Below are 19,902 nucleotides of genomic sequence, written 5' to 3'. Positions count from 1 at the left end.
TATACTCTCACTCGCCGCTACATCCCTTATCTTTCAGGCATGATGCCCGTCGGGTTGTGGCAGGAAAAGGAAAGCGCTTTTATATGATCCCTCGCGTACTGCTACTGTTTATTACCCTCATCGGGTTTAGCGCCCAGGCGCAATCCATCAAAGAAAGCTATGCTTTTGCCGTACTGGGTGAGCCGAAGTACGCATTTAACTTTAATCACTTCGATTATGTTAATCCCGCAGCCCCTAAAGGTGGTCAAATCACCCTGTCCGCCATTGGCACATTTGACAACTTCAACCGCTATGCGATGCGCGGTAACCCCGGCGCACGTACCGAAACGCTTTACGATACGCTGTTTACCACCTCTGACGATGAACCTGGTAGCTATTACCCACTCATTGCCGACAGCGCACGCTATGCTGACGACTATTCTTGGGTAGAAATTGCCATTAATCCACGCGCGCGTTTTCACGATGGCTCACCCATTACCGCCCGCGACGTCGCATTCACCTTCCACAAATTTATGACTGAAGGCGTGCCGCAGTTTCGTCTGGTCTACAAGGGAACAACGGTAAAAGCCATCGCGCCATTAACCGTACGCATTGAATTAGCCAAACCGGGTAAAGAGGACATGCTCAGCCTGTTTTCATTACCCGTGATGCCAGAGAAGTACTGGAAAGATCATAAGCTCAGCGATCCCTTATCATCGCCACCGCTCGCCAGCGGCCCTTATCGCATTACCAAATGGAAGATGGGCCAGTATATTGTCTATTCGCGCGTCAAAGATTATTGGGCCGCTAATCTGCCCGTCAATCGTGGACGCTGGAACTTTGATACCATCCGCTACGACTACTATCTGGATGATAACGTCGCCTTTGAAGCGTTTAAGGCCGGTGCGTTTGATCTGCGTCTTGAAAATGATGCCAAAAACTGGGCGACGCGTTATACCGGGAAAAATTTCGCGAATCATTACATCATCAAAGATGAGCAAAAAAACGAGTCCGCGCAGGATACCCGCTGGCTGGCATTTAATATTCAGCGTCCGGTATTCAGCGACCGACGGGTGCGGGAAGCCATCACGCTGGCCTTTGATTTTGAATGGATGAATAAAGCGCTGTTCTATAACGCCTGGAGCCGGACCAACAGCTATTTTCAGAATACCGAATATGCCGCGACAAAATACCCCGACGCGGATGAGTTGGTGATACTCGCGCCCTTGAAAAAGGATATCCCCCCTGAGGTCTTTAGCCAAATCTATCAGCCGCCAAAATCAAAAGGCGATGGCTACGATCGCGACAATCTGTTGAAAGCCGATACCCTACTGGAACAGGCCGGGTGGGTACTAAAGGGTCAGCAGCGCGTAAATAGCGCCAACGGTAAGCCCCTGAGCTTTGAACTGTTGCTCCCGGCAGGCAGCAACAGTCAATGGGTGCTGCCGTTCCAGCACAACCTGCAACGCTTAGGTATTACCATGAATATCCGCCAGGTGGATAACTCACAAATCACGAACCGCCTGCGCAGTCGCGACTATGACATGATGCCGAGGTTGTATCGTGCGATGCCGTGGCCGAGTTCGGACCTGCAAATTCTGTGGGCCTCTCAATATATTGATTCCAGCTACAACGCCCCCGGCGTACAAAGCCCGGTGATTGATAAACTGATCGACCAAATCATCGCGGCGCAAGGCGATAAAGCCAAATTGATCCCACTGGGCCGGGTGCTGGACAGGGTATTAACCTGGAACTACTACATGTTGCCTATGTGGTTTATGGCAGAGGATCGCATTGCATGGTGGGATAAATTTTCACATCCTGCTATTCGCCCAATTTATACTATTGGCCTCGACAACTGGTGGTATGACGTCAACAAAGCGGCGAAGCTGCCCGCAGCCAGGCGGCAGGGAGAATAAATGGGCGCTTATCTGATTCGACGTCTGCTGCTGGTGATCCCAACGCTTTGGGCCATCATCACCATCAACTTTTTTATCGTGCAGATAGCCCCCGGCGGTCCAGTTGAACAGGCCGTCGCCGCCATTGAGTTCGGGCAAAGCGGAGCATTACCCGGCGCAGGTAGCGAAGGCGTTCGTGCCAGCCACGCGCAAACCGGCGTGGGTAACATCAGCGACAGTAATTATCGAGGCGGCCGGGGTCTGGACCCGGAAGTGATCGCCGAAATCACTCGCCGCTATGGGTTCGATAAGCCCATTCATGAGCGTTACTTCAAAATGCTCTGGGATTACATTCGTTTCGATTTCGGTGACAGCCTGTTTCGTAGCGCCTCGGTGCTGACGCTTATCAAAGACAGCCTGCCTGTTTCCGTCACGCTGGGGCTGTGGAGTACGCTCATCATCTACCTGGTGTCGATACCGCTTGGGATCCGCAAAGCTGTGCACAACGGCAGCCGGTTTGATGTCTGGAGCAGCGCATTTATTATTATCGGCTATGCCATACCGGCCTTTCTGTTTGCCATTTTGCTGATCGTCTTTTTTGCCGGGGGAAGCTACTACGACCTGTTCCCGCTTCGCGGGCTGGTTTCCGCCAATTTTGACTCCCTGCCCTGGTATCAGAAAGTGACCGACTATCTGTGGCATATTACCCTGCCGGTGCTTGCGACGGTGGTTGGTGGGTTTGCCGCGCTGACTATGCTGACCAAGAACTCATTTCTGGATGAGGTGCGCAAACAGTATGTCGTCACCGCACGCGCTAAAGGGGTCAGCGAGAAAAATATTCTGTGGAAACATGTGTTTCGCAATGCCATGTTGCTGGTGATCGCCGGCTTCCCGGCAACGTTTATCAGCATGTTTTTTACCGGCTCACTGCTGATTGAAGTGATGTTCTCACTTAACGGCCTGGGATTGCTGGGTTATGAATCTACCGTATCACGCGACTACCCGGTAATGTTTGGCACGCTTTATATCTTCACCCTGATCGGTCTGCTGCTGAATATCCTCAGCGACATCAGCTATACGCTGGTCGATCCTCGTATTGATTTTGAGGGACGCTAATGTCGCGATTAAGCCCCGTCAATCAGGCCCGCTGGGCGCGCTTTCGCCACAACCGTCGCGGCTACTGGTCGCTGTGGATTTTTCTGGTGCTGTTCGGCCTTAGCCTGTGTTCAGAACTGATTGCCAATGATAAGCCGCTACTGGTGCGCTACGACAATAGCTGGTATTTCCCCCTGTTCAAAAACTACAGTGAAAGCGACTTCGGCGGACCGCTGGCGACTCAGGCTGATTATCAGGACCCGTGGCTACAACAGCGCCTGGAAAACCAGGGCTGGATCCTGTGGGCACCAATACGCTTTGGGGCCACCAGCATTAACTTTGCCACCGATAAGCCCTTCCCTTCCCCGCCTTCCGCACAAAACTGGTTGGGAACAGACGCTAACGGCGGTGATGTACTGGCACGCATCCTCTACGGCACACGTATATCTGTCTTGTTTGGTCTAATGCTCACCCTCTGTTCGAGCGTGATGGGCATTATGGCTGGCGCAATTCAGGGCTATTATGGCGGCAAGGTGGATCTGTGGGGGCAACGATTCATTGAAGTTTGGTCAGGAATGCCAACGCTGTTTCTCATCATTCTGCTATCGAGCGTGGTCCAGCCTAACTTCTGGTGGCTGCTGGGCATTACCGTACTGTTTGGCTGGATGAGTCTGGTTGGCGTGGTGCGCGCGGAATTTTTACGTACCCGAAACTTTGATTACATTCGAGCCGCTCAGGCGCTCGGCGTAAGCGATCGCAGTATTATTCTGCGTCATATGCTGCCCAACGCGATGGTCGCGGCCCTGACTTTTTTACCGTTTATTTTATGCGCCTCGATAACTACTCTGACCTCACTGGATTTTCTTGGGTTCGGTTTACCGCTTGGCTCGCCATCACTGGGAGAACTCCTGTTGCAGGGTAAAAACAACCTGCAGGCACCGTGGCTTGGCATCACCGCGTTCATCTCCGTTGCCCTGCTACTATCGCTACTGATCTTTATTGGTGAAGCGGTACGCGATGCGTTTGATCCCAACAAGGCGATTTAAAATGACACAACCTCTGTTAGCCATTGAGAATTTATCGGTAGGTTTTCGTCAACAAGAGACCGTGCGCACCGTAGTCAATGCCCTCTCACTACGGGTTGATGCCGGACAAACGCTGGCGCTGGTGGGTGAATCTGGCTCGGGTAAAAGCGTGACCGCGCTTTCTATCCTACGGTTGTTACCGTCCCCTCCGGTAGTTTACCCTTCCGGGGACATCCGTTTTCATGGTGAATCATTACTTCACGCCAACGAGCAGACGCTTCGCGGCGTACGGGGGAATAAAATCGCCATGATTTTCCAGGAGCCGATGGTGTCACTGAACCCGCTCCACAATCTGGAAAAACAGCTTTATGAAGTGCTGTCGCTGCATAGGGGAATGCGTCGGGAGGCGGCGCGGGCAGAAATCCTGACCTGCCTGGATCGCGTTGGCATCCGTCAGGCAGCCAAACGTCTCGCAGACTACCCGCACCAGCTTTCCGGCGGTGAACGCCAGCGTGTGATGATCGCCATGGCGTTGCTGACACGACCAGAGCTGCTTATTGCTGATGAACCGACTACCGCGCTGGACGTTTCCGTACAGGCGCAGATCCTGCAGCTGTTGCGGGAGTTACAGCGTGAGCTGAACATGGGATTACTGTTCATCACCCACAACCTGAGCATTGTGAAAAAGCTAGCCGATACCGTGGCGGTCATGCAAAACGGTCAGTGTGTAGAGCAAAATAAAGCGGTACAACTGCTCGCTGCTCCAACGCATCCCTACACGCAGAAATTGTTAAACAGCGAACCTTCCGGCGATCCGGTGCTTGTACCTGCTGGGCAAGCTCCGCTGCTGGAGGTAGAAAAACTCCGCGTCGCCTTTCCTATCCGCAAAGGCATCCTGAAACGCGTGGTGGACCACAACGTCGTCGTTAACGACGTCAGTTTTTCCCTCCGGCCCGGTGAAACGCTGGGGCTGGTTGGAGAGTCAGGCTCCGGAAAAAGCACTACCGGACTGGCGCTTCTGCGGCTAATCACCTCGCAGGGAAGCATTGTGTTCGATGGTCTGGCACTGCATACCTTAAATCGACGCCAGCTGTTGCCGGTCCGTCACCGTATTCAGGTGGTATTTCAGGATCCCAACTCCTCGCTAAACCCACGCCTGAGCGTGCTACAGATTATCGAGGAGGGGTTGCGCGTTCATCAGCCTACCCTGTCAGCTGAACAGCGCGAGGCACAGGTGAAAGCGGTGATGGCGGAAGTGGGACTGGATAGCGAAACACGGCATCGTTATCCTGCGGAGTTTTCTGGCGGGCAACGCCAACGCATTGCTATTGCCAGGGCATTGATTCTTAAACCTTCCCTGATCATTCTGGATGAACCAACATCGTCGCTCGACAGGACCGTACAGGCGCAAATCCTGACGTTGTTAAAGTCCTTACAGGAAAAGCATCGGCTAGCTTATATTTTTATCAGCCATGATTTGCACGTAGTACGCGCGTTATGCCATCAGGTTATTGTGCTACGTCAGGGAGAGGTCGTGGAGCAAGGGCAATGCGAGCACGTATTTAACGCGCCACAGCAGGCCTATACGCGTCAGCTGCTCGCGCTAAGCTGACGCTCAAAAAGGATTGTTGTTTGAAAACGGTTCTGCGATAGCCACGCCGAAGTTTTTCAGTCTGCAGGTCGCGGCAAATTCGTCCTGGCGATTCACAAACAGGCACGGCTCCCCTTCACATTCCAGTACGGAACAAGGAACCTCGATATCACTGAGGGCCTGGCTGAGCTTATGCATGACTGACCACGCGCTGTCACCATCAGGGCTGAGCAATTTGAGTGCCACCAGGCTGTTCTCATTACTCTGACCGTTTTGCGGAATCGGTTCAACTTTCGAACCTGCGAAACCCACCGACCAACGATAGCTCTGCGGCAGACGATGAACGATTGAGAGTTGTAATGTCATCACTTTCTTTCCCTGGAAGCACAATCACTTCACAATTATTTTACATCAATATTAACACATCATTGACAATACGTCTTTAGACAGTTGGTAAACGTTTACATCCAGTACTTATGCTGCTTACAGAACCCAGTAATTAAATTTATTCAACGGTTCTGGCATATTTCCGGGCTATATGTACTCGTTTCTGCGATCTAACTCAACCTTTTTAACTACAATGATGTGACTTTTTACATAAATTGATTTTACATAAAATAAACATAAGCAGGGGAAATGATAGATTTGCGGTTGATGTACATCAACTCTGGAGACCTTATGGCCCCCAGGTTGTGTAATAGATCACCGTTTTTGAGCGCGACTGGCGTAAAGATAGAAGAGAATTGAGCAGGTAGCGCAAAATGCGATCGACCATATCATTGGCCAGGCCGAGTTAAAGGTCGCCAGAGACAACAGGGCCCCGACAATGGCGCCAATGCCGAAGCGGAATGTCCCAGCCAGCGATGACGCCGTTCCCGCCATATGCGGAAATTCATCCAGGATAACCGCCATGGCGTTTGATGACACCATCGATACACAGCCAACAAACGCCGCAACGCCAACGACCAGAGCCCAGAACCCCAGCCCAAACAGTGCACTAAAGACCATCCATCCCGCCATCACGAACTGGATCCACAGACCAGTACGGAACATATTCAATGCCCCAACCCGACGCACAAAGCGGCTGTTGATGATAGTCATCACGAACAGGAATACGATGTTAAGTGCGAAGTAATAACCGAAATGCTGCGGTGAGACGTGGTTAATCTCAATGTAAACAAAGGGTCCGGCGCTCAGAAACGAGAACATCCCGGCAAAGCTGAACCCGCTGGCCAGCATATAGCTCAGCACTCGTTTATGACGAAACAGCGAGGCAAAGTTGCCAATAGTGGTACGCAGGCGAAACGGCTGGCGACGCTCTACAGGCAGGGTCTCTTTGATTAGCGTAAAGATCATCACCGACGCCAGAACAGCCGCCATGGCGAGGATCCAAAAGATATAGTGCCAGCTCAGCCATACCAGCACCCAACCACCCACGATAGGTGCCAACAAAGGCGCAATTGTGGTCACCAACATGACGAATGACATCATGCGCGAGAACTCTTCCTTCGGATAGATATCGCGCATCAGGGCGTTGATAACCACGCTCGCCGCCGCGGCAGCCAGACCGTGGAAGAAACGCATCACGATCAGTTGATCGATAGTTTGCGCCAGGGCGCAGGCCACTGCCGCCGCCGCAAACACCAGCGTTCCGCCCAGAATCACCGGCTTGCGCCCAATGCTGTCAGCCATTGGGCCATAGAGCAACTGCCCCACTGCAAACCCCAGAATATAGGTACTGAGGGTCATCTGCGCGCTACCCGCAGGCACACCAAACTGTTCTGAGATAACAGGTAGCGCCGGAAGATACATATCAATCGACAACGGCATCAGCATGGCTAACAAGCCAAGGATAAAGACTATGGCAATTGACGAGTTCTGCCGGGTGGTCACATTTAGCTCCTGAAATTAACGCGGGGTTAAGTTAACGCTGGCGATTTCTTCTTCGGTCAATGGACGGTATTCACCCGGCTCCAGATCGTCATCAAGCCTGATGTCACCAATTCGTTCACGGTGCAGTTCCACAACGTGGTTACCCACCGCGGCAAACATACGTTTTACCTGATGATAGCGCCCTTCGCTGATGGTCAATCGCACCTGAGTTGACGTAATGACCTCCAGAACAGCCGGTTTGGTCAGGTCTTTTTCATTATGTAACTGTACGCCACGGGCAAACTGCTCGGCGGTATCGTCTGCCACTGGCGACTCCAGCGTCACCAGATAGGTTTTCTCACAATGGTGACGAGGAGAGGTGATACGATGCGACCACTGTCCGTCATCGGTCATCAGTACCAGTCCGGTGGTGTCGATATCCAGACGCCCTGCCGCATGCAGTTTGTAGGCAACCGGTTCATCAAGGAAATAGAGCACCGTCGGATGATCCGGGTCATCCGTTGAGCAAACATAACCCTGAGGCTTATTCAGCATAAAATAGCGCGGGCCATTTTGTTGAACCAGGGAATTACCGTCATATTCGACGTCGTGTTCTGGTAGCAGCTTAAAGGCACTGTTTTTAACGATTTCACCGTCAACGGTAACGCGGTTAGCACGGATCTCACGCCCGGCAATAGCGCGGCTGACGCCGAGTTGCTGAGCGATAAATTTATCAAGTCGCATGAGTGTGATTTTTGCCTGTAAAAATACGAGAAGCGGGTTTACGCCCGAAAAGTGGGACTGTTATCCGCCCAGTATAGCGGTGTTACACCATCCCTCAAGGGAAATGATTCATGGCATACTATACATTGTTGCTGTTTACCTTAATGAGCTCATGATTTTTACTCTTCGCCCGTACCAAAAAGAAGCCGTGGACGCCACGCTCAACCATTTTCGCCACCACCGCACGCCAGCGGTTATCGTCCTGCCAACCGGCGCGGGCAAAAGTCTGGTGATTGCAGAACTGGCCCGCGTAGCACGTGGTCGCGTACTGGTACTGGCGCACGTCAAAGAACTGGTCGCACAAAACCATGCCAAATATTGTGCACTGGGGCTGGAAGCCGATATTTTTGCCGCAGGCCTGAAGCGTAAAGAGAGCCACGGGAAAGTAGTCTTTGGCAGCGTACAGTCGGTAGCGCGTAATCTGGACGCCTTTCAGGGTGAATTCTCCCTGCTGATCGTCGATGAATGTCATCGTATTGGCGATGATGAAGAGAGTCAGTATCAGCAAATCCTCACTCACCTGACTAAAGTAAATCCCCACTTACGTCTGCTCGGGCTTACCGCCACACCTTTTCGTTTGGGTAAGGGCTGGATTTATCATTTTCATTATCATGGTATGGTGCGCGGCGATGAAAAAGCGCTGTTTCGCGACTGCATTTATGAATTACCGCTGCGCTACATGATTAAACACGGCTACCTGACGCCGCCAGAACGCCTCGACATGCCGGTCGTGCAGTATGACTTTAGCCGCCTGCAGGCACAGAGTAACGGCCTGTTTAGCGAAGCGGATCTGAATCAGGAGCTGAAAAAGCAGCAGCGAATAACGCCGCATATCATCAGCCAGATTATCGAGTTTGCCCAAACCCGCAAAGGGGTGATGATTTTCGCCGCCACCGTTGAGCACGCCAAAGAAATTCTGGGCCTGCTGCCCGCTGACGACGCCGCGCTAATCACTGGAGATACGCCAGGCGCTGAGCGAGACGTGCTGATTGAAGAGTTCAAAGCCCAGCGCTTTCGCTATCTGGTGAATGTGTCGGTCCTGACCACCGGCTTCGATGCCCCGCACGTCGACCTTATCGCTATTCTGCGCCCAACAGAGTCAGTTAGCCTTTACCAACAAATTGTCGGTCGTGGGTTGCGCCTTGCACCGGGTAAAACCGACTGTCTGATCCTCGATTATGCCGGCAACCCGCACGATTTGTACGCACCGGAAGTGGGTGCTCCGAAAGGAAAAAGCGACAACGTTCCGGTACAGGTGTTCTGTCCTGCCTGCGGATTTGCAAACACCTTCTGGGGCAAAACCACGGCAGACGGCACGCTGATTGAACATTTTGGCCGCCGCTGCCAGGGATGGTTTGAAGATGATGACGGCCATCGCGAACAGTGCGATTTTCGTTTCCGTTTTAAAAACTGCCCACAGTGCAACGCGGAAAATGACATCGCCGCCCGCCGTTGTCGGGAGTGCGACGCGGTGCTGGTTGACCCGGATGACATGCTGAAAGCCGCGCTCAGGCTCAAAGATGCGCTGGTCCTGCGCTGTAGCGGTATGGTGTTACAAAACGGGCAGGATGATAAAGGCGAATGGCTGAAAATCACCTATTACGATGAAGATGGCGCTGACGTCAGCGAACGCTTTCGCCTGCACACTCCCGCGCAGCGTACGGCCTTCGAACAACTGTTTATTCGCCCGCACACCCGAACACCCGGTATACCCTTACGCTGGATAACCGCCGCCGATATCCTCAATCAGCAGGCGTTGTTACGGCATCCTGATTTCGTGGTGGCGCGTATGAAAGGTCAGTACTGGCAGGTCCGTGAAAAGGTCTTCAATTATGAAGGACGCTTTCGTCGGGCACATGAATTACGCGGTTAATCGTACTTTTGATTGATGTACCAGCCGTTTGAGTATAGAATCTCGCCCGCTTTTGCATACGCAAAGCAGATCACTTACCTGTTGCTGGGTCGCCTGTAGCAGGAATTATTAAAGAGAGATTTAAATGTTTACTATCAACGCTGAAGTACGTAAAGAGCAGGGTAAGGGTGCGAGCCGCCGCCTGCGTGCCGCTAACAAGTTCCCGGCAATCATCTACGGTGGCGCAGAAGCCCCGATTGCTATCGAACTGGATCACGATGCAGTTATGAACATGCAAGCTAAAGCTGAATTCTACAGCGAAGTTCTGACCATCGTTGTTGACGGTAAAGAAGTTAAAGTTAAAGCTCAGGCTGTACAGCGTCACCCGTTCAAGCCGAAGCTGTCTCACATCGACTTCGTTCGCGCGTAATCGCCAACAAGTTGAAGAAAAACCCCGCCTTGGCGGGGTTTTTTTATGGGATTTTTTTGGCGGTAAAGATGAAGCACGCTTGCCGGATAAGGCGTTTCCGCTCCATCCAGCAAACGGTTTTATTTCCCGCCCGACGTGCGGCGCTGCAGCTGGTCGCGCAGGTTCGGCGGCGTACCTTTGATGGTCAACGTATCTGTAGCCGGATCCCAGAAAATACGCTCACCCAATAACATAGCGTCGAAGTTAATGGTTAACCCACCGCCGCTGCCGGCAAATTTGGTTAACTGACGCAGCGTACTGCGATCCGCAGGGAAGCTCTCTTCCAGCTCGTAACCTTTATCAGCGGTAAATTCGCTGAAGCTAACTTCACTGACGCCGGAAAGCTCTTTAGACAGCGACTCCAGTTCGATCTCTTCACCAGCCTGCAGCTGCTCGTTACAGTAGCTATACACCTGCTGACGCACGTTCTGGCGTTCGGCTTTATCGAGTTGCGCCTCGGCAGTAAAGTCATCGACCGCCTGCAGCAGGCCACGGTTTTGCGCTTTGGCATTCAGACCTTCGCTGGCACCGAGGAAGTCCATAAAGAAATCGGCGACTTTGCGCCCTACCCGCCCTTTCAGGAACGTCAGATAGCGCGTGGACTCCGGGTTGGTTTCCCACTCGGTTAAATCAATGCGCGCCACGATGTCCGCATGATTGATATCCAGATAGTGCGTCGGATTGATATCCAGATTTTCATTGACGCGCATGCTGCTTAAATTGTTCAGCACGGCGACCAACAAATACTCTACCGCCAGATAGCGGTAATGACAGAACAGGACAATACCACCGTCGGCAAAAGGATATTTCGCCAGTTCGTCCCGCAAGCGTCCGGTCGCGGCACGACTAAATGCCAGAAAATCCTCTTCACCCTGACGCTGTAAACGCAGCGTTTGCGCCAGTTCACTCTCTTCGCTAAACAGGCCATAGGCTTTATTCTTGGCGCTATACACCCGATGCAACTCAGCCATCATATCGACAACCGTCGCTGTCGGTTCCAGTAATGAATCGCGCAAGACCAGCTCAAGGTTCTGCTCGTCACGTTTGATAAGCTGGTGCAGGGCAATCTGGTTGATATCCAGACTCATGATAAACTCTCCTTTTAGACCGGGCGGTATTCAACCACCTGCCGGGCAGTGACGCAATAGAAGATAAAAAAGCAGAAAAAAAACTGTCTGTACGGTAATATGTTGCCCTTTCATGAACAGACTGATTTCGATTTATGCCACAAATTTCCCGCTATAGTGACGAACACGTTGAACAACTGCTGAATGAGATGCTCAACGTACTGGAAAAACATAAGGCGCCGACCGACCTTTCCCTGATGGTACTGGGAAATATGGTGACTAACCTTATCAATACAAGCATCGCACCGGCCCAGCGCCAGGCGATTGCCAACTCTTTTGCCCGCGCATTGCAGTCTTCGGTAAACGACGACCAAGCGCATTAAGAGCCTGCTCCGGGGAAACGAACAACAGTTTATGGTAACTCATCGTCAGCGCTACCGTGAGAAAGTCTCCCAGATGGTTAGCTGGGGGCACTGGTTTGCCTTGTTCAACATTCTGTTGGCCATGGTTCTCGGTAGCCGTTACCTGTTTGTCGCCGACTGGCCGACAACCCTTGCAGGTCGTGTATATTCCTACCTGAGCGTTGTCGGGCATTTTAGCTTTCTGGTGTTTGCCACCTATCTGCTAATCCTGTTTCCCCTGACGTTTATCGTCATGTCCCAGAGGCTGATGCGATTCTTATCGGCTATTCTGGCGACGGCTGGCATGACGCTGTTGTTAATCGACAGCGAGGTTTTCACCCGCTTCCACCTGCACCTCAACCCGATCGTCTGGGAACTGGTCATTAACCCTGACCAGAACGAAGCGGCGCGTGACTGGCAACTGTTGTTTATCAGCGTGCCGGTTATCCTGTTAATAGAAATGTTGTTTGCGACCTGGAGCTGGCAAAAGCTGCGCAGCCTGACGCGTCGTCGCCATTTCGCCAAACCGTTAGCGGCATTCTTTTTCGTTTCTTTTATCGCCTCGCATGTGGTGTATATCTGGGCTGATGCCAATTTCTATCGCCCGATTACCATGCAGCGCGCAAACCTGCCACTCTCTTACCCGATGACGGCGCGTAAGTTTCTGGAAAAACATGGCCTGCTGGATGCGCAAGAGTATCAGCGTCGCCTGATCGAACAGGGCAATCCGGAAGCGGTTTCCGTGCAGTACCCGCTCAGCGAACTGCACTATCGCGATATGGGCACCGGCCAGAACGTTCTGCTGATCACCGTAGACGGCCTGAACTACTCACGCTTTGAAAAGCAGATGCCTGCGCTGGCTGAGTTCGCCGGGCAGAATATCTCCTTTACGCGTCACATGAGCTCAGGCAACACCACGGATAACGGAATCTTTGGCCTGTTCTACGGCGTTTCGCCAAGCTACATGGACGGCATTTTATCGACCCGAACGCCTGCGGCGCTGATCTCTGCACTGAACCAGCAGGGTTATCAGTTAGGGCTATTCTCCTCGGATGGCTTTACCAGCCCGCTTTATCGTCAGGCGCTGCTGTCAGATTTCTCCATGCCGAGCGTGCAAACGCAATCAGACGAACAAACCGCAAGCCAATGGATTAACTGGCTGGGACGCTACGCGCAGGAAGATAATCGCTGGTTCTCCTGGGTCTCCTTTAACGGGACAAACCTTGATGACAGTAACCAGAAGAACTTTGCCAAACGCTACGCCAGCGCCGCTCAGGATGTGGATGCCAATATTAACCGTGTTCTTAGCGCCCTGCGCGACTCGGGTAAACTGGACAACACGGTGGTGATTATTACCGCTGGTCGAGGCGTGCCGCTGGCGCAGGAAGAGAACAACTTTGCCTGGTCGCGCGGTCATCTGCAGGTTCCTCTGGTTATTCACTGGCCGGGAACACCTGCCCAGCGCATCAATAGCCTGACCGATCATACAGACCTGATGACGACGCTGATGCAGCGCCTGCTGCATGTCAGCACGCCGGCTAACGAATACTCGCAGGGGCAGGATTTGTTCAATGCTACACGCCGCCATTACTGGGTGACCGCCGCTGACGGCAGTACGATGGCAGTGACCACACCAGAGATGACGCTGGTACTGAACAACAACGGTAATTACCAGACCTATGATTTACATGGCGAGAAAATTAAAGATCAGAAACCGCAGCTCAGCCTGCTGCTACAGGTTCTGACGGATGAGAAACGATTTATTGCTAACTGATTAATTATAAATCAGTTAGTGAGGCATCCTCTTGCATTCGTAGCGGAAAGCAGTAGTATTAGCAGCCATAGCGTCGGCACGTAGCGCAGCCTGGTAGCGCACCGTCATGGGGTGTCGGGGGTCGGAGGTTCAAATCCTCTCGTGCCGACCAAAAATCCCAGAAAAAACCAACCCTTGTGGTTGGTTTTTTTATGCCTGCGATTCTGTATTCCTGAGTATTACCACCACCTTCAGCACAGGTTTTACTACTTACCCATGCATAAATTGGGGTAAAATTTATCTTCTCATCAGCGCGATGAATCTGGACGATTGATGCGCTGAAAACAATAATGATACTAATAAAAGCTCAGGAGAATAGTATGCCTGAAGTAACGCCTTTTCGGGTGCTGATTGTCGACGACCACCCGCTCATGCGGCGGGGAATTAGTCAATTATTGCAACTGGATCCCGCATTTGACGTAGTCGCTGAAGCTGGCGACGGCGCAAGTGCTATCGATCTGGCAAACCGTCTGGACCTTGATGTGATCCTGCTGGATCTCAATATGAAAGGTATGAGCGGGCTGGACACCCTGAATGCGCTGCGTCGGGACGGCGTCACCGCGCAAATTATTATTCTTACCGTATCGGATGCCGCCAGCGATGTGTACGCCTTAATTGATGCCGGCGCGGATGGTTATTTACTGAAAGATAGCGATCCTGAAGTCTTGCTGGAAGCCATTCGTAACGGCGCCAAGGGGGGTAAAGCGTTTAGCGCTCGCGTTAGCGAATATCTGCGCGAACGTGACCTGTTTGGCGCACAAGAAGATCCGTTCAGCATTCTCACCGAACGCGAGCTGGATGTATTGCATGAACTTGCTCAGGGGCTGTCGAACAAACAGATTGCATCAGTGCTGAATATTTCTGAACAGACGGTGAAGGTGCATATTCGCAACCTGCTGCGCAAACTCAATGTGCGTTCTCGCGTTGCTGCCACCATCCTGTTTTTGCAAACGCGCGGCATGCAGTAATCAATGAGATGCCGGATGACGACGCAGCAGCGTCATATCCGGCCTACAAAGCTCGCACAGGCCCGAAAGCAGCACGCCTTCGGGTAATCTGGACTCTTACTTCTCCTGCGGCGTTAGCTGCTCCATCGCCTGCTTAATGCTGCGTTCTATCACCGCCCGACGGGTATCATTGGCCGGTAATAATTTCAGCATCATCTCCCACGCCGCAACCGCCTCACCAAAGCGCTGCTGTTCAAAAGCGTTAAATGCGTACATGCTGAGAACCCGCACGTTGGCATGCTCGCCGCGCACCAGCTGGCGTAACAGCTCCCCGCCCCTGCGATTATCGTCAGGATCGGATGAACGGGTCAGTGCTTCCGCATAACCCAGCGCCGCATCGCTGTTTTTAGGATCCAGTCGATATGCATTGGCATAGGCTTCAGTGGCCGTACTGGCATTACCGAGTACCATGCCAATACGGCCAAGCATGATCCAACCTTCAACGTTTGTAGGATCGGCTTGTAAACGCGTGCGCAGCCCCAGCGCCAGACGTGTCATATCCTCTTCATTGAGCGGGTCAGCTTTCGGATCCAATGCGCGTTCCAGCAGCGCCGGAGCCTGAGCAGTGGCCTGATGCCAGACCTGAACCTGCTTATAGCTGCCGGTTTCATAATAGCTCACCGCGCCAACGATCAGCGCCACCACTATGCCGGGCACAAACAACCCAAATCCACCGCGCTTGCCATCCGGGATAACGTCATCAGGAAACTCTTCCAGCTTCACCCGAACGCGTCGGCGAGTACGGGCAAAAATAATCCAGCCGCCCAAACCAATCGCTACTACCGGCATCACCCACAAAAGCACTGTAAGCGGCGTCAACGGCGGATCGTAGGTGACGAAGTTGCCGTAGCGCGCCACCATGTAGTCGACAATCTCTTTCTGACTTTTTCCTTCCTGCATCAGTTCGTACACTTTCTGGCGCAGGTCGGTGGCAATCATCGAGTTAGAATCGGCGATACTGTTGTTCTGACATTTAGGACAGCGCAGCTGTTCGGTAAGCTGACGGAACTGCTGCTCCTGCGCTTCATCCTTAAACTGCATCACATCGATGGTCGCCAGCGCAGATCCCGAGATAACCAGCATCAGCAGGCCCAGTAAAAATCTCATTGCGCAGCCTCCTTACTGTACTTATCCCACAACGGTTTGATCTCGCTCTCCCACACCCTGGCATTCAAATCACCGGCATGGCGATAGCGAATAATACCTTTACCGTCGATCAGGAACGTCTCCGGCGCGCCGTACACGCCAAGATCCAGACCGAGCATACCGTCACCGTCAAACAGGCTTAATGAGTAAGGATTGCCCAGCTCTTTCAGCCAGACAATGGCTTTCTGACGATCGTCTTTATAGTTCAGACCCACCACCCGCACGCCTTGTGCAGACAGCTGGTTCAGATACTGATGTTCGGCGCGACAGGTCGGACACCAGGTCGCCCAGACGTTCAGCAATACCGGTTTGCCCTGGGTCAGCACATCGGCCTGATAATGCTGACCTGGATTCTCCAGCGACTCCAGGCGGAATGTCGGAACGGGTTTGCCGATCAACGCCGATTCCAGATTCGTGGGATCGTCCCCCTGAGCGTTACGCGCCAGCTGCCACAGCAGCGCCGCCGCAATGATCAGAAAAATAATAAACGGAATTAACAGTGCGTTGCGCTTCATACAGCCTCCGACGCATTTTTTTGCACCGCGGCGCGAGGACGCGCGCGCTGACGATAGCGTGGATCAAACAGGCAGAACAATCCGCCCAGCGCCATCAGCAATCCTCCGGCCCAAATCCAGCGAATAAACGGTTTGTAGTACAGACGCACAGCCCATGCGCCGTTATCCAGTTCTTCACCCAGCGCGGCGTACAGATCGCGCGTGAACCCGCCGTCAATTGCCGCTTCGGTCATCATCGAACTGGTGCTGTTATAGAAGCGTTTTTCCGCATGCAGCGTGGCTTCCGGTTTACCATCTCTGGTAACGCCAATAATGGCGACACCGCCCCGGTAGTTAGGTCCGGTAATATCTTTCACTTCGCGGAACGTGAACTGATAGTTATGGATACTGACGCTATCACCCGCTTTCATGCGGACATCGCGTTCAACGCTGTAGTTCTGGCTGAAGGCAATACCGACAATAGTAATCGCCAGCCCAACGTGGCCCGACACCATACCCCAATAGCTTGGTGTTAACTTCGTTCCGCGGGAAACACGCAGGAATGCTTCGGACATCGCCAGCACGAATATCCAGCATGCCATCGCCAGCCCTACCACCGTCATAGCGGCAATGCGATCCTCAAACAACCACGGCAGCAGCAGCGACAGAACAAGCGTGGTGACAAACGCGATAATCAGTAACGTTTTCAGTTTACGCGGTCGGTCACGGCCCCAGCGCACTAATGGCCCAATTCCCAGCAGCAATGCGAACGGCGCCATCAGCCAGGTAAACATGGTGTTGAAGAATGGTTCGCCAATCGAAATGCTGCCCAGCCCCAGCTGTTTGTGCACCAGCGGCAGCAGCGTGCCCAAGAGCACCACCAGCATGGCGGCAATCAGCAGGACGTTGTTGCCCAACAGCAGAGATTCACGCGACCACAGCGCGTTGTTTACCCGTGAGCGGACCTTGTGACCACGCACGGCAAACAGCAGCAGGGAGCCGCCAATCACCAATACCATAAAGGCCAGAATAAACATCCCGCGCGACGGATCGGAGGCGAAAGCATGCACCGATACCAGTACGCCGGAGCGCACCAGGAAAGTACCTAACAGGCAAAGCGAGAATGCGCAGATTGACAGCAGCAGCGTCCAGGCTTTAAAGCTGGCACGTTGTTCGGTTACTGACAGCGAGTGCATCAGCGCCGTTCCCACCAGCCATGGCATAAATGAGGCGTTCTCAACCGGATCCCAGAACCACCAACCGCCCCAGCCCAGCTCGTAATAAGCCCATGCCGAACCGAGCACAATACCCAGCGTCAGGAACACCCACGCCGCCAGCGTCCACGGACGCGAAAAACGGGCGAAAGTACTGTCCAGTCGTCCGCTCATCAGCGCAGCAATCGCAAACGCGAAGGCTACCGAGAAGCCGACATACCCCATGTACAGCAACGGCGGATGGAAAATCAGCCCTGGATCCTGCAACAGCGGGTTCAGGTCGCGCCCTTCAATAGGGAAGTTGGGCAACGTACGGGCAAACGGGTTGGAGGTAAAAAGAATAAACAGCAGAAAGCCAACGCTTACCATCCCCATCACCGCCAGCACGCGGGCAACGATATCCAGCGGCATACGCTGACTGAACGCCGCAACGGCGAACGTCCAGCCGCTCATCAGCAATACCCATAGAAGCAGAGAGCCTTCATGGGCCCCCCAGGTTGCTGCCACCCGATACCAGACCGGAAGCTGGGTATTGGAGTTGCTGGCAACGTAGGTGACGGTAAAGTCATTAACCACGAAGGCGTTAACCAGAATCAGGAACGCCCCCATCACGCAGATAAACAGAACCCAGGCAAAAGGCCGCGCGGAGGCCATCATTCGCACGTCGCCGCGCGCTACGCCCCACAGCGGATAGACCGACAGCAATAACGCGACGCCTAGCGCAAGGCACAACAGCGCATTGCCAATTTCAGGCATCATGACGTTTTATCCTTATAAACACTTTCCGGGCGACGGTGGTTTTCCTGCATCGCTTTTTCGACTTCCGGCGGGGTGTAATTCTCATCATGTTTAGCAAGCACTTCTTTAGCCTGCACATGATTTCCCCCGTCCAGCTCGCCCTGAACAACGACGCCCTGCCCTTCGCGGAACAGATCCGGCAGAATGCCTTCATAGGTGACATCCACCACACCTTCGGCGTCATAGATACTGAAATTCACCTTCAACGACTGCGGATCGCGCTTTACGCTACCGGGCATCACCATTCCGCCCACGCGCAGGCGCTGACCGACTTCGGGCATCTGCTGCGTTTCGCGCTTACCGTAGAGTATCTCTCCCGGCGTATAGAACAGGTCAATATTAGAACGCAGCGCATAAAGCACCAGCGTAATGGTCAAAGCCAGACCCGCCAGTACCGCACAGGCTATCCATAACCGATTTTTACGTCGAATATTCACGCCGCCTCCCGTTGCACTTGCGCCGCACGCATACGCGCTTCTCTCGCCCGCTGCTGCGCCACACCGCGTAAAATTGCGCGATGTTGTAACGTGGAATGCAGTACCAGCACCACCAGCGGGATTACGCTCATCGCTACAGCAAGCCAGACATACAAGGCGTAGCCGCCCATCGCGAAAAAATCACTCCATGATGCAAATGCAGGGGTCATTGGCGGCCTCTTTTTAAGATCAGTTCGCTCACCCACGGGCGGCGTTTTTCCATCATCAAAATCAGGTTACGCATGCGCATCAGCGCCAGCGTGACAAACAGTAACAGGTAGCCGACGATCGCCAGACGCAGCGGCGTACGCATCGCCGGATCGATGCTTTGCTGCATGCGGGTAGACCCCTGATGCAGCGTATTCCACCACTCAACCGAGTAGTGGATAATCGGTAAGTTGACTACGCCAATCAGCACCAGAATACCGGCGGCACGACCTGCCAGACGGCGGTCGTCAAAGGCATGCCACAGCGCAATGGCGCCAACGTAGAGAAACAGCAGCACCAGTTCAGAGGTGAGTCGGGCATCCCAGACCCACCAGGTTCCCCACATCGGTTTGCCCCATGCGGAGCCGGTCACCAGCGCAATAAAGGTAAACACTGCACCAATCGGCGCCATCGCAGCCAGCGCCAGATTGGCCATTTTCATCTGCCAGACCAGGCCGATAAACGCGGCAACAGCCATCGAGGCATAAATGCCCATCGACCAGATTGCCGCCGGAACGTGCAGATAAATAATGCGATAGCTTTGCCCCTGCTGGTAATCCGCAGGCGCGAAACCAAAGCCCCAGATCCATCCCGTTATCAGTACCACCGCACTGGCAATCGCCAGCCACGGGATAAACCAGCCACAGATCTGATAGAGCCGAGGGGGCATCGCCAATTGATGAAGTGTTTTCCACATAGTTCAGTCACCAGACTC

19 protein-coding genes and 1 tRNA gene are annotated in these 19,902 nt (G+C 53.3%); 10 read left to right on the top strand and 10 right to left on the bottom strand.

The window, feature by feature from the left end; all coding sequences use genetic code 11:
- Positions 1-83: 83 nt before the first annotated feature.
- The 4 genes from OGY37_RS03210 to yejF are packed head-to-tail and all read left to right on the top strand — an operon-like array spanning position 84 to position 5,609.
- Positions 84-1,898, top strand: coding sequence for an extracellular solute-binding protein (locus OGY37_RS03210; protein ID WP_149281482.1), 1,815 nt, complete (start codon positions 84-86; stop codon positions 1,896-1,898).
- Entirely contained in the window at positions 1,899-2,993 is a 1,095-nt protein-coding gene (locus OGY37_RS03205; protein WP_003834575.1) for a microcin C ABC transporter permease YejB, read from the top strand.
- Positions 2,993-4,018: an ABC transporter permease gene (locus tag OGY37_RS03200; RefSeq protein WP_003834577.1), complete on the top strand. Its 1,026-nt coding sequence runs from the start codon at positions 2,993-2,995 to the stop codon at positions 4,016-4,018. The genes OGY37_RS03205 and OGY37_RS03200 overlap by 1 nt, the downstream gene beginning before the upstream one ends.
- Before the next feature lies 1 nt (position 4,019).
- The gene (gene yejF / locus OGY37_RS03195) at positions 4,020-5,609 is read left to right on the top strand and encodes a microcin C ABC transporter ATP-binding protein YejF (protein WP_286620050.1); all 1,590 of its coding nucleotides are present in this window, start codon (positions 4,020-4,022) and stop codon (positions 5,607-5,609) included.
- A 3-nt stretch (positions 5,610-5,612) separates the two neighbouring features.
- Here the strand turns inward: yejF and OGY37_RS03190 are convergent, their stop codons facing one another.
- The 3 genes from OGY37_RS03190 to rsuA all read right to left on the bottom strand — a co-directional run bounded on the left by OGY37_RS03190 (position 5,613) and on the right by rsuA (position 8,204).
- A complete protein-coding gene (locus tag OGY37_RS03190; RefSeq protein ID WP_085951589.1) occupies positions 5,613-5,957 on the bottom strand; it encodes a YejG family protein in 345 nt (114 codons plus the stop codon).
- 333 nt (positions 5,958-6,290) lie between these two features.
- Positions 6,291-7,481 (bottom strand): Bcr/CflA family multidrug efflux MFS transporter, encoded by a 1,191-nt coding sequence (locus OGY37_RS03185; protein ID WP_003834584.1) that lies wholly within the window; start codon positions 7,479-7,481, stop codon positions 6,291-6,293.
- A 15-nt stretch (positions 7,482-7,496) separates the two neighbouring features.
- Entirely contained in the window at positions 7,497-8,204 is a 708-nt protein-coding gene (rsuA, locus tag OGY37_RS03180) for a 16S rRNA pseudouridine(516) synthase RsuA (protein WP_286620048.1), read from the bottom strand.
- Positions 8,205-8,355: 151 nt separating this feature from the next.
- Here rsuA and radD point away from each other — a divergent pair, with 151 nt between their 5' ends.
- Both radD and rplY read left to right on the top strand, forming a co-directional pair.
- Positions 8,356-10,116, top strand: a complete 1,761-nt coding sequence (gene radD / locus OGY37_RS03175; protein ID WP_286620046.1) for a DNA repair helicase RadD — start codon at positions 8,356-8,358, stop codon at positions 10,114-10,116.
- A gap of 124 nt (positions 10,117-10,240) precedes the next feature.
- Positions 10,241-10,525 (top strand): 50S ribosomal protein L25, encoded by a 285-nt coding sequence (gene rplY / locus OGY37_RS03170; RefSeq protein WP_003027502.1) that lies wholly within the window; start codon positions 10,241-10,243, stop codon positions 10,523-10,525.
- Positions 10,526-10,644: 119 nt separating this feature from the next.
- Here the strand turns inward: rplY and yejK are convergent, their stop codons facing one another.
- Positions 10,645-11,652, bottom strand: a complete 1,008-nt coding sequence (gene yejK, locus OGY37_RS03165; protein WP_003027504.1) for a nucleoid-associated protein YejK — start codon at positions 11,650-11,652, stop codon at positions 10,645-10,647.
- A gap of 134 nt (positions 11,653-11,786) precedes the next feature.
- Here yejK and OGY37_RS03160 point away from each other — a divergent pair, with 134 nt between their 5' ends.
- From OGY37_RS03160 to narP, 4 genes are all read left to right on the top strand, one after another.
- A complete protein-coding gene (locus tag OGY37_RS03160) occupies positions 11,787-12,014 on the top strand; it encodes a YejL family protein (protein ID WP_003027506.1) in 228 nt (75 codons plus the stop codon).
- A gap of 31 nt (positions 12,015-12,045) precedes the next feature.
- Positions 12,046-13,806: an LPS biosynthesis-modulating metalloenzyme YejM gene (gene yejM, locus OGY37_RS03155; protein ID WP_286620045.1), complete on the top strand. Its 1,761-nt coding sequence runs from the start codon at positions 12,046-12,048 to the stop codon at positions 13,804-13,806.
- 74 nt (positions 13,807-13,880) lie between these two features.
- Positions 13,881-13,957 (top strand) — tRNA-Pro (locus tag OGY37_RS03150).
- 208 nt (positions 13,958-14,165) lie between these two features.
- A complete protein-coding gene (gene narP, locus OGY37_RS03145; protein WP_003834605.1) occupies positions 14,166-14,813 on the top strand; it encodes a nitrate/nitrite response regulator protein NarP in 648 nt (215 codons plus the stop codon).
- Positions 14,814-14,909: 96 nt separating this feature from the next.
- On the opposite strand, the gene OGY37_RS03140 is transcribed toward narP, so the two are convergent.
- The 6 genes from OGY37_RS03140 to OGY37_RS03115 are packed head-to-tail and all read right to left on the bottom strand — an operon-like array spanning position 14,910 to position 19,884.
- Positions 14,910-15,959: a cytochrome c-type biogenesis protein CcmH gene (locus OGY37_RS03140; protein ID WP_125112613.1), complete on the bottom strand. Its 1,050-nt coding sequence runs from the start codon at positions 15,957-15,959 to the stop codon at positions 14,910-14,912.
- Positions 15,956-16,513 carry a thiol:disulfide interchange protein DsbE gene (gene dsbE / locus OGY37_RS03135; protein ID WP_003834613.1) on the bottom strand — a complete coding sequence of 186 codons (558 nt, stop codon included), beginning with the start codon at positions 16,511-16,513 and terminating at the stop codon, positions 15,956-15,958. The genes OGY37_RS03140 and dsbE overlap by 4 nt, the downstream gene beginning before the upstream one ends.
- Positions 16,510-18,465 (bottom strand): heme lyase CcmF/NrfE family subunit, encoded by a 1,956-nt coding sequence (locus OGY37_RS03130; RefSeq protein ID WP_008785295.1) that lies wholly within the window; start codon positions 18,463-18,465, stop codon positions 16,510-16,512. Before OGY37_RS03130 ends, dsbE begins: the two co-directional genes overlap by 4 nt.
- Positions 18,462-18,941, bottom strand: a complete 480-nt coding sequence (gene ccmE / locus OGY37_RS03125; RefSeq protein WP_032949674.1) for a cytochrome c maturation protein CcmE — start codon at positions 18,939-18,941, stop codon at positions 18,462-18,464. Before ccmE ends, OGY37_RS03130 begins: the two co-directional genes overlap by 4 nt.
- Positions 18,938-19,150 carry a heme exporter protein CcmD gene (gene ccmD / locus OGY37_RS03120; protein WP_048215892.1) on the bottom strand — a complete coding sequence of 71 codons (213 nt, stop codon included), beginning with the start codon at positions 19,148-19,150 and terminating at the stop codon, positions 18,938-18,940. Before ccmD ends, ccmE begins: the two co-directional genes overlap by 4 nt.
- A complete protein-coding gene (locus OGY37_RS03115; RefSeq protein WP_032949675.1) occupies positions 19,147-19,884 on the bottom strand; it encodes a heme ABC transporter permease in 738 nt (245 codons plus the stop codon). Before OGY37_RS03115 ends, ccmD begins: the two co-directional genes overlap by 4 nt.
- Positions 19,885-19,902 lie beyond the last annotated feature (18 nt).

The organism is Citrobacter sp. Cpo030, from assembly GCF_030333005.1.
In the GTDB taxonomy this organism is placed as follows: domain Bacteria; phylum Pseudomonadota; class Gammaproteobacteria; order Enterobacterales; family Enterobacteriaceae; genus Citrobacter; species Citrobacter portucalensis.
This window is presented reverse-complemented; position numbering and strand designations above follow the sequence as displayed.